General features: G+C 43.2%; 13 protein-coding genes. 10 read left to right on the plus strand and 3 right to left on the minus strand.

The window, feature by feature from the left end; all coding sequences use genetic code 11:
- Window positions 1-4: 4 nt before the first annotated feature.
- The 5 genes from cyoB to PR766_RS02710 all read left to right on the plus strand — a co-directional run bounded on the left by cyoB (window position 5) and on the right by PR766_RS02710 (window position 5,558).
- Window positions 5-1,996 carry a cytochrome o ubiquinol oxidase subunit I gene (gene cyoB / locus PR766_RS02690; protein WP_006662774.1) on the plus strand — a complete coding sequence of 664 codons (1,992 nt, stop codon included), beginning with the start codon at window positions 5-7 and terminating at the stop codon, window positions 1,994-1,996.
- Entirely contained in the window at window positions 1,986-2,600 is a 615-nt protein-coding gene (locus tag PR766_RS02695; protein ID WP_006657210.1) for a cytochrome o ubiquinol oxidase subunit III, read from the plus strand. Before cyoB ends, PR766_RS02695 begins: the two co-directional genes overlap by 11 nt.
- Entirely contained in the window at window positions 2,601-2,933 is a 333-nt protein-coding gene (locus PR766_RS02700; protein ID WP_006657209.1) for a cytochrome o ubiquinol oxidase subunit IV, read from the plus strand.
- 12 nt (window positions 2,934-2,945) lie between these two features.
- Window positions 2,946-3,833 carry a heme o synthase gene (gene cyoE / locus PR766_RS02705; protein ID WP_006657208.1) on the plus strand — a complete coding sequence of 296 codons (888 nt, stop codon included), beginning with the start codon at window positions 2,946-2,948 and terminating at the stop codon, window positions 3,831-3,833.
- A gap of 363 nt (window positions 3,834-4,196) precedes the next feature.
- Window positions 4,197-5,558, plus strand: coding sequence for an MFS transporter (locus PR766_RS02710; RefSeq protein WP_036967314.1), 1,362 nt, complete (start codon window positions 4,197-4,199; stop codon window positions 5,556-5,558).
- An 80-nt stretch (window positions 5,559-5,638) separates the two neighbouring features.
- On the opposite strand, the gene PR766_RS02715 is transcribed toward PR766_RS02710, so the two are convergent.
- Window positions 5,639-6,130 (minus strand): YajQ family cyclic di-GMP-binding protein, encoded by a 492-nt coding sequence (locus PR766_RS02715; RefSeq protein WP_006657206.1) that lies wholly within the window; start codon window positions 6,128-6,130, stop codon window positions 5,639-5,641.
- A gap of 174 nt (window positions 6,131-6,304) precedes the next feature.
- Between PR766_RS02715 and panE the strand changes: the two genes are divergently transcribed.
- Entirely contained in the window at window positions 6,305-7,216 is a 912-nt protein-coding gene (gene panE, locus PR766_RS02720) for a 2-dehydropantoate 2-reductase (protein ID WP_036961866.1), read from the plus strand.
- A complete protein-coding gene (gene yajL / locus PR766_RS02725; protein WP_006662777.1) occupies window positions 7,179-7,772 on the plus strand; it encodes a protein deglycase YajL in 594 nt (197 codons plus the stop codon). The genes panE and yajL overlap by 38 nt, the downstream gene beginning before the upstream one ends.
- A 54-nt stretch (window positions 7,773-7,826) precedes the next feature.
- Here the strand turns inward: yajL and thiI are convergent, their stop codons facing one another.
- On the minus strand, window positions 7,827-9,278 hold the full coding sequence (gene thiI, locus PR766_RS02730; protein WP_006662778.1) for a tRNA uracil 4-sulfurtransferase ThiI: 1,452 nt from the start codon (window positions 9,276-9,278) through the stop codon (window positions 7,827-7,829).
- Between the two features lie 222 nt (window positions 9,279-9,500).
- Here thiI and xseB point away from each other — a divergent pair, with 222 nt between their 5' ends.
- From xseB to dxs, 3 genes are all read left to right on the plus strand, one after another.
- Window positions 9,501-9,752, plus strand: coding sequence for an exodeoxyribonuclease VII small subunit (gene xseB / locus PR766_RS02735; protein ID WP_006657202.1), 252 nt, complete (start codon window positions 9,501-9,503; stop codon window positions 9,750-9,752).
- A gap of 3 nt (window positions 9,753-9,755) precedes the next feature.
- A complete protein-coding gene (gene ispA / locus PR766_RS02740) occupies window positions 9,756-10,673 on the plus strand; it encodes a (2E,6E)-farnesyl diphosphate synthase (protein WP_006657201.1) in 918 nt (305 codons plus the stop codon).
- Window positions 10,674-10,847: 174 nt separating this feature from the next.
- Window positions 10,848-12,713 carry a 1-deoxy-D-xylulose-5-phosphate synthase gene (gene dxs / locus PR766_RS02745; protein WP_006662780.1) on the plus strand — a complete coding sequence of 622 codons (1,866 nt, stop codon included), beginning with the start codon at window positions 10,848-10,850 and terminating at the stop codon, window positions 12,711-12,713.
- A gap of 61 nt (window positions 12,714-12,774) precedes the next feature.
- On the opposite strand, the gene PR766_RS02750 is transcribed toward dxs, so the two are convergent.
- Window positions 12,775-13,869, minus strand: coding sequence for a hypothetical protein (locus PR766_RS02750; RefSeq protein ID WP_224050825.1), 1,095 nt, complete (start codon window positions 13,867-13,869; stop codon window positions 12,775-12,777).
- Window positions 13,870-13,910 lie beyond the last annotated feature (41 nt).

A 13,910-nucleotide genomic window follows, 5' to 3' on the forward strand; every position in this document is an offset into this window, starting at 1 on the left:
GGGCATGTTTGGAAAACTAACACTGGACGCAGTTCCACTTCATGAACCGATTATCGTTATTACACTGATTGCCATTGTCCTCGGTGGACTTGGCTTAGTCGGTGCAATCACCTATTTCGGAAAATGGAAATGGCTGTGGAAAGAATGGTTAACGTCTGTTGACCATAAAAAAATTGGTATTATGTACATCATCGTTGCGATGGTGATGTTATTCCGCGGTTTCGCGGATGCGATTATGATGCGTGGTCAGCAAGTGCTGGCTTCAGCGGGTCAAGAAGGTTTCTTAAACCCTCACCACTATGATCAGATCTTTACAGCGCACGGCGTTATCATGATTTTCTTCATGGCAACTCCATTTGTTGTTGGTCTGATGAACTTAGTTGTTCCTCTGCAAATTGGTGCCCGTGACGTTGCATTCCCATTCCTTAACTCCCTGAGCTTCTGGTTCTTCGTAGTGGGTGTTGTATTAATCAACATCTCATTAGGGGTAGGTGAATTCGCACAAACTGGTTGGTTAGCATACCCTCCTCTGTCCGGCTTGGAGTACAATCCGGGGGTCGGGGTCGATTATTGGATATGGAGTCTCCAGATATCCGGTATCGGTACGCTATTAACAGGTGTTAACTTCTTCGCGACCATTATCCGCATGCGTGCACCGGGTATGTCGATGATGAAAATGCCAGTATTTAGCTGGGCAGCATTCTGTACCAACATCCTGATTATTGCAGCATTCCCAATTCTGACAGTGACCATCACGTTACTGACATTAGACCGTTATCTGGGCACCCATTTCTTCACTAACGATATGGGCGGCAACATGATGATGTACATCAACCTGATTTGGGCATGGGGTCACCCTGAGGTGTATATCCTTGTTCTACCAGTGTTCGGTGTGTTCTCAGAAATTGCAGCAACCTTCTCGAAAAAGCGTCTGTTTGGTTATACCTCACTAGTGTGGGCAACCATCGTTATCACCGTTATGTCCTTCATCGTATGGTTACACCACTTCTTTACGATGGGTTCAGGTGCGAACGTTAACGCCTTCTTTGGTATCGCTACGATGATTATCGCAATCCCTACAGGGGTTAAGATTTTCAACTGGCTGTTCACCATGTACCAAGGTCGTATCGAGTTCAAATCACCAATGTTATGGACTATCGGTTTTATCATCACCTTCTCTGTAGGTGGTATGACTGGTGTTCTGTTAGCAGTTCCGGGTGCAAACTTCGTTCTGCACAACAGCCTGTTCCTGATTGCTCACTTCCATAACGTTATTATTGGTGGTGTGGTATTCGGATGCTTCGCGGGTATGACTTACTGGTTCCCTAAAGCTTACGGCTTCACATTGAATGAGAAATGGGGTGTTCGTGCCTTCTGGTTCTGGATTACCGGTTTCTTCTTAGCATTCATGCCGTTATATATCCTTGGCTTTATGGGTATGACCCGTCGTCTGAGCCAGAATATTGACCCAACCTATCACGGTATGCTGGTTGCAGCTGCGTGTGGTGCAGGTCTGATTGCTCTGGGTATTGCTTGCCAAGTTATTCAAATTATCGTGAGTATCCGTGACCGTCATGAAAATCGTGACTTAACCGGTGACCCATGGGGTGGACGTACTCTTGAGTGGGCAACCTCTTCTCCACCACCATTCTACAACTTCGCTATTGAACCACAGATTCAAACTCGCGATGCTTGGTGGGATATGAAAGAGAAAGGTATCGCTCATAAGAAACCAACTTCATATGAAGAAATTCATATGCCGAAGAACACAGGCGCTGGCGTTATCATCGCTGCATTTAGCTTAATTTTTGGTTTCGCAATGATCTGGCACATCTGGTGGCTGGCAATCGTTGGTTTCGGTGGCATGATTGTTACTTGGATTGCAAAAAGCTTCGACGAAGATGTTGATTACTACGTACCTGTTGCTGAAATCGAACAAATCGAGAATAAGCACTTTGAAGAATTACGTAAGGCAGGTGTGAACGATGTCAACTAATACAATGACTAATCATAATGTAGCCCATGCAGAGCATGGGCACCACGATGCAGGTGCAACGAAAGTATTTGGGTTCTGGATCTACTTAATGAGTGACCTGATCCTGTTTGCTAGCTTGTTTGCAACTTATGTGGTTTTATCTGATGGCACTGCTGGCGGTCCTGCTGGTAGAGACATCTTTAGTTTGCAGTTCGTATTAGGTGAAACATTCTTACTGTTATTCAGTAGTATCACCTACGGTTTTGCAATGATTGCAATGCACAAAGAGAAAGTGGCTGCCGTTAACTTATGGCTATTCATTACTTTCTTATTTGGTCTTGGCTTCGTTGTGATGGAAGTTTATGAGTTCCACGAGCTGATCGCTGAAGGCTACGGTCCAGATCGCAGTGGTTTCTTATCTGCTTTCTTCGCATTAGTTGCAACTCACGGTATCCACGTAACTTGTGGTCTGGTTTGGATCATTCTGATGATTATCCAAAACTGTCGTCGTGGTCTGACTGCGGTTAACAAAACCCGTCTGAACTGCCTGAGCCTGTTCTGGCACTTCTTAGATGTTGTTTGGATCTGTGTATTTACCGTTGTTTATCTTCTGGGGGCTATTTAAATGAGTCATGCAAAAGATGCTCATACTGGAGCAAGCCACGGTAGCGTTAAGACATACCTGATTGGCTTTATTCTGTCAGTAATTTTGACTGTAATTCCTTTCTGGATGGTGATGAATGGAACAGCGTCACAAGGCGTTATTCTGGCAACTGTTGTTGGAATGGCAGTCGTGCAGATCCTTGTACACCTTGTCTGTTTCTTACACATGAATACATCATCAGATGAGCGCTGGAACCTGATTGCATTCCTGTTCACTATGCTAATCATCGGTATCGTTGTTATTGGCTCTCTGTGGATTATGTACAACCTGAACATCAATATGATGCTCGACTAAAGAGTTGCCGATATGTTTAAGCAATACCTGCAAGTGACCAAACCAGGAATTATATTCGGAAATCTGATTTCTGTGATCGGCGGTTTTCTGCTGGCCTCTAAAGGGTCAATTGATTACCCGCTGTTTATTGCGACTTTGCTGGGTGTATCATTGGTCGTGGCTTCTGGTTGTGTATTTAACAACTACATCGACCGTGATATTGACCGTATCATGGAAAGAACTAAGAATCGCCCTTTAGTTAAAGGGCTGATTGACCCGAAAGTTAGCCTGATTTACGCAACTGCATTAGGTATTGCTGGTATGGTGCTGCTACTCGTAGCAGCCAATGCACTGGCAATGCTACTTGCACTCATTGGTTTCATTGTGTACGTGGGCGTGTATAGCCTGTACATGAAGCGTAAGTCCGTATATGGCACGTTGATTGGCAGCCTATCAGGCGCAGCACCACCGGTTATCGGCTACTGCGCTGTCACAAATGAATTTGATGCTGGAGCTTTAATCCTGCTGTTGATATTCAGCTTGTGGCAGATGCCGCACTCGTATGCCATCGCAATTTTCCGCTTTAAGGATTATAAAGCCGCAAACATCCCTGTTTTACCGGTGATCAAGGGAATATCTGTCGCTAAGACGCATATCTTCTTGTATATCCTTGCATTTATGGTCGCAACATTAATGTTAGCGATTAGCGGATACGCGGGCTATAAATATCTGGTTGTCGGCGCTGCAGTTAGCTTATGGTGGCTCGGTATGGCAATTTCAGGTTTCAAAACTGAAAATGACGACCGAGTTTGGGCTCGCAAACTGTTCATCTTTTCTATCGTGGCGATTACATCGCTGAGTGTGATGATGTCAGTTGACCCAACCGTTTCAAGCGATACTGTTATAGCATTAGTCCGATAATTTATTGCATTATTGACAATAAATGCGTTCAAACGGCGGGAAGTGCAAACTTCCCGCCGTTTTTTTTTGCCTGCGAATATTTTTGTGATGAGTTTTATGGTTAAATAGCCACCTGCTATCAATAAGCCAATGCTTTTATATAAAAAAACATAACTCACTGATTTAACTTTAAATTAACACCAAAACAGCTGCTACCCGAAATAAAAAGAATAATTTAAGCTCATTAAGATTTAATACTCTAAATAGTTTGGGTTGTAGCAAGGCGGCAAGTGAAGCTAATCCCTAGGAACGTAGATAACTACGTGACTAGGGTTAGTGAGCGTAGCCAACACAGCTACAGCTCAAAATATAACGAGTATTTTTATGAATGATAATAAAATGACCCACCTAGAACTCCGAGCAACTTGGGGACTAGGATCCGTATTCTCCCTTCGCATGCTTGGCATGTTTATGGTGCTCCCGATCCTCACCAGTTATGGGATGCATTTACAGGGTGCTAACGAGTTTTTGATTGGTTTGGCGATTGGTATTTATGGGCTTAGCCAAGCCGTTTTTCAAATCCCATTTGGTTTGATGTCTGACCGAATTGGTCGTAAACCTCTCATTGTTTTTGGGCTACTCATTTTTATCGTGGGCAGTATTATTGCTGCACTTAGCAGCTCTATCTGGGGCATTATTATTGGGCGTGCTTTGCAAGGTGCGGGTGCCATTTCTGCTGCAGTTATGGCTTTATTATCTGATTTAACTCGCGAACAAAATCGTACTAAAGCGATGGCTTTTTTAGGTATTAGTTTTGGAGTCACTTTCGCTATCGCCTTGGTATTAGGACCGATTATCACTCACGCTGTTGGCTTAAGTGGTTTATTTTGGGGCATTACGCTATTGGCAGTTGGCGCTATATTCGTGACCCTTTTTATCGTCCCTAATAACACTTACCATGTTGTAAACCGAGAGTCTGCTTTCGTTAAAAGTAACTTAAAAGCGGTTTTATTCAATCCTCAACTACTCAAACTAAATGTTGGGATTTTAAGTTTACATACACTGTTGATGTCCAGCTTTGTTGCCCTCCCCTTACTTATGTCCGATGCAGGTTACTTAGCTAAAGACCATTGGAAAGCGTACTTAGTCACTATGCTAGTCGCGTTTATCTGTGTGCTGCCATTCATTATTTATGCAGAAAAACACCGTAAAATGAAGCAAGTTTTCCTATTTTGTATTTTACTCTTAGCCGCAGCAGAAATTGTTTTATGGCAATCGGGTCATCAACTGTGGATTATTTTCTTAGGCATCCAACTGTTCTTTATTGCTTTTAACATCATGGAGGCAATTTTACCTTCATTGATCAGTAAGGAAGCACCCGCTGGTTATAAAGGCACCGCAATGGGCGTTTACTCGACTAGCCAATTTTTAGGTGTGGCGCTAGGAGGAATTCTTGGCGGATGGTTATATAAATTTGAAGGTGCTAGTACCGTTTTTATCGGCGGATTAATACTTTGTGCCGCGTGGTTTATTGTCAGTTTGACGATGAAACAACCGCCTTATGTCAGCAGCATTCGTATGGTTCTACCACACCGGTTTAAAAATATCGCTAAACTTCAAGAACAGTTAGAAGCGGTTAATGGCGTACTGGATGTGTCTGTTATCGCTGAAGAAATGAGTATATATATTAAAATTGATAAAAAAATCGTTAATCGCGCAGAGCTCGAAGCGATCGTTCATGCTTAACGACTCACCCGTACTCATTCACTTATAGCAAATAGCCCGCAACATAGCGGGCTATTTCAATAACGGAAACGAACTTAAAATTAATCGCGGAAGTTATTGAATTGGAATGGTTGACCTAAGTTACCACCACGAACTAATGCCATAACCGATTGTAAATCGTCTCGCGCTTTGCCGGTCACACGCACTTGTTCACCTTGAATTTGTGCTTGAACTTTCAACTTACTGTCTTTAATCAATTTAACAATTTTCTTTGCGATGCTCGCTTCGATACCTTGTTTTAATGTCACTTCTACGCTGTACGTTTTACCGCTATGAACAATCTCTTCCGGGACATTCAATACGGCACCATCAATACCTCGTTTTGCCATTTTTTCTCTTAAGATATCAACCAATTGCAAAACTTGGAAATCAGATTCGCTGGTGACTTTGATAGATTCATTTTTATCATTCAGTTCAAAATTTGCGGTGACATTTTTAAAATCCCAGCGACTCGTTAATTCACGCTGAGCATTTTCTACCGCATTGCGGACTTCACTCATTTCAACTTCAGATACAATATCAAATGATGGCATTTTAACGCTCTCCTATAATCAATCGGATTATCATAGCCTATTTGATTATCACACTCCACGTTGACAGCGCTCATCACTTGTATAACACAACTAATTATTTGGATATCATAATAAAATCGCTATGATGGCAATCAATAATCAAAGTCAACTGCTCTCAGATAGTAGGGAAAACCGATGAAAATAACCCTGATTGGCTGTGGTGCTATTGGTAAACTCTGGCTAGCCGCGCTCTCCTCACAAGGACATGATATTCAAGGCTGGTTACGCATGGCTCAATCTGACCTATTTGTCGATGTCAATGAGCCCGATGGTCAAGTATTTCGTGAATTAATTCCTTGTAATAGCCACCAACACCTTCATTCGAGTGAGCTGGTCATCGTTTGTTTGAAGGCATGGCAAGTTTCAGATGCCCTATTACCCTTACTTGCAATCATACCTGAAAGTAGCCCAATCCTCTTGCTTCACAATGGATTAGGTACATTGGAAGAGCTCGGTACATTACGTCATCCATTTTTATGTGGCGTCACAACCCATGCCGCATGGCAAGATAATAACCAAGTTTTTCATGTCGCTCATGGTGTCACTCACATTGGTGCAGTTAACTCCCTAGCGGAATCTTATTACCCGATTGCCAATATCCTACATGATGCACTACCTGACGTGGCTTGGCACAATCAAATCCTCAATACCAGCTGGCGAAAATTGATGGCCAATTGCGTCATTAACCCCCTCACTATCGAGCATAACTGTGCTAATGGAGCGCTTGTCCACTACCCAGAACAGATTGCACTACTGATTGATGAATGTTGCCAAGTGATGAGCGCTGAAGGATTGCACGCAGACAAAACAGAGCTAACTGAATATATCTATGGCATCATTCACAGCAGTGCAGAAAATTATTCATCGATGCTCCAAGATGTGCGAAATCATCGCCGAACTGAGATTGACTATATTACGGGATTTTTAATCAAAAAAGCCCGAGCGCATGGCTTAGCCACTCCCGAAAATGACCGCTTATACCATTTAATTAAAAATCGAGAACAACGTTATGACAACCTCCGTGCTGATATGCATCGCCAATGGTAGTGAAGAAATTGAAACAGTCACTACCGCCGATTTACTGGTCCGTGCCGGAATACAGGTGACATTAGCCAGTGTGACGGAAGACGGAGCATTAGAGATTACCGCATCTCGAGGTATTAAACTGGTTGCTGACCTACCTATCATCCACGTAGCAGACGAGCCTTTTGATGCAATCGTGTTACCTGGCGGTCTGGCAGGAGCAGAAGCTTTCCGTGATAGCCCTCTGGTGGTTGAAAAAGTCAGGCGCATGCATTTGGATGGAAAAATTGTAGCAGCCATCTGTGCCGCCCCTGCATTAGTTTTGGAGCACCACCAGCTATTTCCTCTCGGAAACATGACTGGCTTTCCAAGTATGCGGGACAAAATTCCAGCCCATAAATGGGTCGATAGACGTGTTTATTTCGATGAGAGAGTGAATTTACTCACGAGCCAAGGACCTGCGACGGCCTTCGATTTTGCGCTGAAGCTGATTGAATTACTGCAAGGGCGAGAAACGGCTGCCAACGTTGCCGCACAGCTCATTTTACCTCCAGGCATTAATGATTATCTGGAAGACTAGAAACAAAAAAGCGAGCTAATCAGCTCGCTTTTTCATTCGACATCACCTGACAACTTACGGGCGATAAACCTTAATATTCTCAAAACCTTGCTCTTTCAAATACAAAGCTTGTAAGCGGCTCATCACACCACGGTCACAATAGAGAAGATACGTTTTCTCTTTTGGTAAATCACCAAATTGTGTGCTCAGTTTGTAGAATGGAATATGTTTAATTTCAATCCCTTCCAGCTTCAATGGTTTATCTTCAAACTCATCGATTGAGCGGATATCTAAGATAACTTCGTTATCTGCGGATAACTCGTTGACCATCTCAACTTCAGGCACTTTCTCAAGACTTTCTTGTGCGATTTGGCGGATATCAATGTTTTGAGCCTGCTCAATGACTGACTCTAAAATACCAAAATCAAAGTTAGCTTCTTCCGCTTCGATACGCGCTTTTACTGCTTTCACGGTAGGACTTTTCGAAATCACACCGCAGTATTCTGGCATAGTTTTTGCGAAATCTTCAGTTCCGATCTGACGGGCTAATTTGATAATGTGCTCTTTATCATGAGAAATGAGTGGGCGTAATACTAAGGTGTCTGATGCATTATCAATCAAACGTAAATTCGTCAGTGTTTGACTCGAAACCTGACCAAGCGCTTCACCAGTCACGATAGCTTGAACACCATAACGCTCTGCCACTTTGGAGGCTGCACGTACCATCATACGTTTCAATACGACCCCCATTTGACCATCATCGATTTTTTCTAAAATCTCAGCCACAACAGGTTCAAAGTTTACTGCTATAAAACGTACTTTATGGGAGCTACCAAAACGGTTCCATAAATAGTGAGCGATTTGCTTCACTCCAATTTCGTGGGCTGCGCCGCCAAGGTTAAAGAAACAATAGTGCACGCGGCAACCGCGACGCATTAACATGTAGCTGGAAACCCCGGAGTCAAACCCACCTGAAATTAGCGACAGGACATCCTCTTGCGTACCAATCGGGAATCCGCCGATACCTTCAATTCTCGCTTTTACTAGGATCAACTTGTCATCTTCAATTTCCAGATGCACGGTGGTGTCAGGATCTTTCAATCTCACTTTCGCTGAGGCGATGTGCTGATTTAAGCCGCCACCGATATAACGCTCAGCGTCAATGGATGAAAACTCATGTTTGCCACGGCGTTTTACTCGCACACAGAACGTTTTGTTCTCCACCGATGCCCCGTAGGCTTCCAGTGTCATTTCAAAAATATGGTGTAGGCTAGTAAAAGGTTTCTCTTCTACTTCGAGAATATGGTGAATACCCGGAATGCGGCTTAGCATGTCACAGATTTCGTCGTGTTTTGATTCCCCTTTAACACGCACTTCAATGTTATCCCAATTACGGACAACCGAGATCTCTTCACCAAGACTCTTCAATACATTGCGGATGTTACTCGTTAAAATTTTGATAAAACGGAGTCTAACGGTTTGGCTTTTGATTGTGATTTCTGGGAATAACTTAATAATAAACTTCATAGTCGCTGCATGTTCTTGGTTAGTGGGGCAAACGGACGTTGCGAAAAAGTGACTGTTGTTCACTTTACCAGTTGTCAATAAAGAGGCGTATTATAGCACTATCTTGCGTACTGAATCTAAAAACACCAATAATAAATTGTAACCATTGCGAGACTAAGTTAGTCTGCACAATAATTAAAGTTTCCCCTCTTTTAAGTGATTTAACATTAGTGATTAACGATTATGGCTAAAGAAAAATCTCAGCAAGTTCCAACTGTTAGTTTTGAAAACTCCCTTCAAGAGCTAGAGCAAATTGTCGCTCGCTTAGAAACAGGGGAGCTTCCTTTGGAAGATGCATTAAATGAATTTGAACGTGGCGTCCAAATTGCGAAACAAGGCCAAAAAGTCCTCCAGCAAGCAGAACAGCGTGTGCAAATTTTGCTGAGCGATGACGAAAATAAAGCCCTCGACAATTTTTCACCTGATACAGAATAAACTATGCCCGAACAACATCCAGACACCTTTGCGCGTCAACAACGCCAAGCTCATGATCGCGTTAATCAGTATCTATTAACCTCATTAGATTCACTGCCTTTTGCTGATCTCCCCTTAGCACAAGCCATGAAATACGGCACGTTATTAGGGGGTAAGCGCTTACGTCCTTTCTTAACTTATGCCGTTGGCGAAATGCTCGGCGTGAGTCTTGATAATTTAGACGCACCCGCAGCCGCCGTTGAGTGCATCCACGCTTACTCGCTGATCCATGATGATTTACCGGCTATGGATGACGACGACTTACGTCGTGGGCAACCCACTTGCCACATCAAATTTGGTGAAGGTAATGCGGTACTTGCAGGCGATGCCTTACAGACATTTGCCTTCCAGTTACTGTCTAGCGCATCAATGCCCGATGTCTCCGATAAAGACCGCATTGCGATGATTGCCGAACTGGCGTATGCCAGTGGCTTAGCGGGTATGTGTGGAGGACAAGCATTAGATCTTGATGCAGAAGGTAAACGCGTTGATCTTGTTTCTCTTGAGCGTATCCACCAGCACAAAACGGGGGCTTTAATCCGTGCCGCTATTCGTCTTGGCGCCTACGCCGCGGGGCATAAAGGATATCAAGCCTTAACTAACTTAGATAAGTACGCTGAATCCATCGGATTAGCCTTCCAAGTTCAAGACGATATCTTAGACGTCATCGGTGATAGTGCAGTGACGGGCAAACGCCAAGGTGCTGATGAGCAACATGAAAAAAGTACTTATCCCTCACTACTGGGTCTGGAAGCGGCTCAAGAAAAAGCCAAAGAACTCTATCAAGATGCGATCACTGCTTTAGAATCATTACAATCCCAAGGCTACAATACGGATTTGTTAAGAGCTTTAGCCAATTTTGTCATTGAGCGCAAAAGCTGACAATATGTTTTGCCTTTTGGTATGCATAAGACCGATAATTATAACATTGATTACCTAAACAACCTTGAGCTGTTGTGACGACTTACAAAATGCGTTTAACGAAGAAAAATCACTGTCACCAGCCGCTCAATGTTAACAGGCATCGCCCTAATTAATTTAAGTAGTGAGCACCTAATGAGTATAGATACCGCTAAATACCCAACGCTGGCACTTGCAGAGACGCCTGATGAACTGCGCCTTTTGCCAAAAGAGAGCTTGCCAAAGCTTTGTGATGAACTGAGACAATTTTTACTAAATAGTGTAAGTCGCTCGAGCGGTCACTTTGCATCAGGACTGGGGGCTATTGAACTCACCGTTGCTCTGCACTATGTTTACAAAACCCCGTTTGATAACCTTGTTTGGGATGTTGGGCATCAAGCTTACCCACACAAAATTTTAACGGGTCGCCGTGATAGAATTGACACTATTCGTCAAAAAAATGGGTTACACCCCTTTCCATGGCGCGCAGAAAGCGAATATGACATTTTAAGTGTTGGTCATTCCTCAACCTCCATTAGTGCCGGTTTAGGTATGGCTATCGCCGCAGAAAAAGAAGATAAAAATCGCAAAACCGTTTGTGTCATTGGTGATGGTGCGATTACCGCAGGAATGGCATTCGAAGCCATGAACCATGCCGGCGATGCCGCGCCCGATATGCTGGTGATCCTCAATGATAATGAAATGTCCATCTCTGAAAACGTTGGTGCTCTGAATAACCACTTAGCCCACTTACTTTCTGGCAAGCTGTATACAACGCTGCGTGAAGGTGGAAAAAAAGTTTTCTCTAATATTCCACCAATCAAAGAGTTACTCAAAAAAACCGAAGAACACATCAAAGGCATGGTTGTCCCTGGTACCATGTTTGAAGAATTGGGCTTTAACTACATAGGTCCTGTCGATGGTCACGACGTTATTGCGCTGATCCAAACGCTAAAAAATATGCGTGAGCTAAAAGGACCACAATTCCTGCACATCATGACTAAAAAAGGTCGTGGTTATGAGCCGGCCGAAAAAGACCCAATTAGCTGGCACGCAGTACCTAAATTCGACCCAGCTACTTTTACGTTACCAAAAAGCAAAGACACCAGACCGACATTCTCAAAAATTTTTGGGGATTGGCTGTGTGAAGAAGCAAAAGATGATGACAAGCTCATGGCAGTCACCCCTGCCATGCGCGAAGGCTCTGGTATGGTACGTTTCTCAAAAGAGTACCCAGACCAATACTTTGATGTGGCGATTGCTGAACAGCATGCCGTTACATTCGCGGCAGGTCTTGCTATTGGGGGCTATAACCCAATCGTAGCTATTTACTCGACCTTCTTACAACGTGGTTATGACCAAGTGATTCACGATGTGGCTATCCAAAAACTTCCTGTGATGTTTGCCATTGACCGTGCAGGTATCGTTGGTGCTGATGGTCAAACCCATCAAGGGTCATTCGATATTTCATTCTTACGTTGTATCCCAACAATGGTCATCATGACACCCAGTGATGAAAACGAATGTCGCCAAATGCTACATACTGGGTATCATTATCAAGAAGGTCCAACCGCTGTACGCTATCCGCGAGGTGCTGGTACTGGTGCAGAATTAATGCCATTGGCACCACTCGAAATAGGAAAAGGAATTGTCCGCCGCCAAGGTGAAAAAGTGGCTATTCTCAGCTTTGGTACACTGCTCAGCAATGCACTCGAAGCCGCAGAACAAATCAACGCAACGGTGGTTGATATGCGTTTTGTGAAACCTTTAGATGAAGCCTTAATCCTTGAAATGGCGAATAGTCATGACATGCTTGTGACATTGGAAGAAAATGCGATTATGGGTGGAGCTGGAAGCGGTGTGAATGAATTCTTAATGAAAGAGAAGAAAGTTCTCCCTGTACTGAATTTAGGCTTACCGGATTTCTTTATTCCTCAAGGGACACAAGATGAGTTATTGGCTGATCTGGGCTTAGATGCCATAGGGATCGTTAACGCGATAAATGCTTATCTGAATAAATAATTTTGTAAAATAAGGCGTTAACTCAGTAACGCCTTATTAATCCCGCAAAACCATCTCATTCTTAGCGCATGATTATAGACAGTTCCGCACTACCGCTCACTTTACCTGCAACGTTATTACCCCGAGAATAAAGCTCATAGACCAATTCATTATTAATACCCACACTTGCCTGTTGAGCGGTAATTTTGGCTAAATCAATTGGGCGCTGATCTAAAGTAATCGGTGTTTTATTGCCATTGACCATGACATACATTTTGACGTATGCCCCTGGTTTTTGCTGTGTATCGAGCAAATTGATTTCCAAACTATTACCCGAATAATATTGCGGCTTCACATTACCCGATAACGAAATAGTTCCAGCGATTTTATTCGTCACTTGGTCACAATTTACCGACATGTTATTTTTCACCGTAGCCAGTAATTCATTACTTCGACTACTCGCACTGTGAGAACCAAAATTCACATACGTTGGTGTGTTCAATGTGCAAGTTAACCCCGATACGATAATGTCCATTGGTTCATTCGCCCTAACCATTATATGGGTTGCGGCAGTACCAAATTTAAGATAATCCTCAATCATGACCCCAAAATATGGTGATGATATTCTATAAAAACCACTTCGTTGATTACCTGTTCCATAAATTAACATACGCCCAGTCAGGGTAACAGAATGACGAATAAGATTTCCTGTCGGTGTGCTTTGATAAGGCATCCATAAGCAATTGCTGTCCACTCCTAATTGCTCATTAGTTCCAGAACCCCATCCACTAAAATATCCAGCAATGGTATCTAAATAACGACCACTGATGAATTCTGTTCTTTCATCAACAAACGTAAACTCTGGGACCAAAATCATTTCATCGCCGCCATCAAGTTTAAGGCCGGTCACACCATCAATAACACCAAAGAAACTATACGGCGAGCACCAAAAATTATCACGTCCATTCGCAGAACCTCCAGCATTATAAAGATAGACATATGGATATTCCCTTATACCACTCTGACCAATACCGCTATAACCCCACACAGTTTTAGTGTATTCACCATAAACACCAATTAATCCTCGCCCATTGAGGACTGTCACCGTTTTCGAAAAGCTGGGGGCATTCACGATTAAAATGAACAAACCGCTCAGTAATACGCTTTTCAGCCTCATTAATATCTTCTTCGTCATTGTATTCATTCTCATAAAACATC

The sequence above is a fragment of the Providencia sp. PROV208 genome (assembly GCF_028479465.1).
Lineage (GTDB): Bacteria > Pseudomonadota > Gammaproteobacteria > Enterobacterales > Enterobacteriaceae > Providencia > Providencia alcalifaciens.

Excerpts from the sequence above, each read along its gene's own strand:
- cyoB (WP_006662774.1), top strand. The coding sequence starts at position 5 with ATGTTTGGAAAACTAACACTGGACGCAGTTCCACTTCATGAACCGATT.
- PR766_RS02695 (WP_006657210.1), top strand. The coding sequence starts at position 1,986 with ATGTCAACTAATACAATGACTAATCATAATGTAGCCCATGCAGAGCAT.
- PR766_RS02700 (WP_006657209.1), top strand. The coding sequence starts at position 2,601 with ATGAGTCATGCAAAAGATGCTCATACTGGAGCAAGCCACGGTAGCGTT.
- cyoE (WP_006657208.1), top strand. The coding sequence starts at position 2,946 with ATGTTTAAGCAATACCTGCAAGTGACCAAACCAGGAATTATATTCGGA.
- PR766_RS02710 (WP_036967314.1), top strand. The coding sequence starts at position 4,197 with ATGAATGATAATAAAATGACCCACCTAGAACTCCGAGCAACTTGGGGA.
- PR766_RS02715 (WP_006657206.1), bottom strand. The coding sequence starts at position 6,130 with ATGCCATCATTTGATATTGTATCTGAAGTTGAAATGAGTGAAGTCCGC.
- panE (WP_036961866.1), top strand. The coding sequence starts at position 6,305 with ATGAAAATAACCCTGATTGGCTGTGGTGCTATTGGTAAACTCTGGCTA.
- yajL (WP_006662777.1), top strand. The coding sequence starts at position 7,179 with ATGACAACCTCCGTGCTGATATGCATCGCCAATGGTAGTGAAGAAATT.
- thiI (WP_006662778.1), bottom strand. The coding sequence starts at position 9,278 with ATGAAGTTTATTATTAAGTTATTCCCAGAAATCACAATCAAAAGCCAA.
- xseB (WP_006657202.1), top strand. The coding sequence starts at position 9,501 with ATGGCTAAAGAAAAATCTCAGCAAGTTCCAACTGTTAGTTTTGAAAAC.
- ispA (WP_006657201.1), top strand. The coding sequence starts at position 9,756 with ATGCCCGAACAACATCCAGACACCTTTGCGCGTCAACAACGCCAAGCT.
- dxs (WP_006662780.1), top strand. The coding sequence starts at position 10,848 with ATGAGTATAGATACCGCTAAATACCCAACGCTGGCACTTGCAGAGACG.
- PR766_RS02750 (WP_224050825.1), bottom strand. The coding sequence starts at position 13,869 with ATGAGGCTGAAAAGCGTATTACTGAGCGGTTTGTTCATTTTAATCGTG.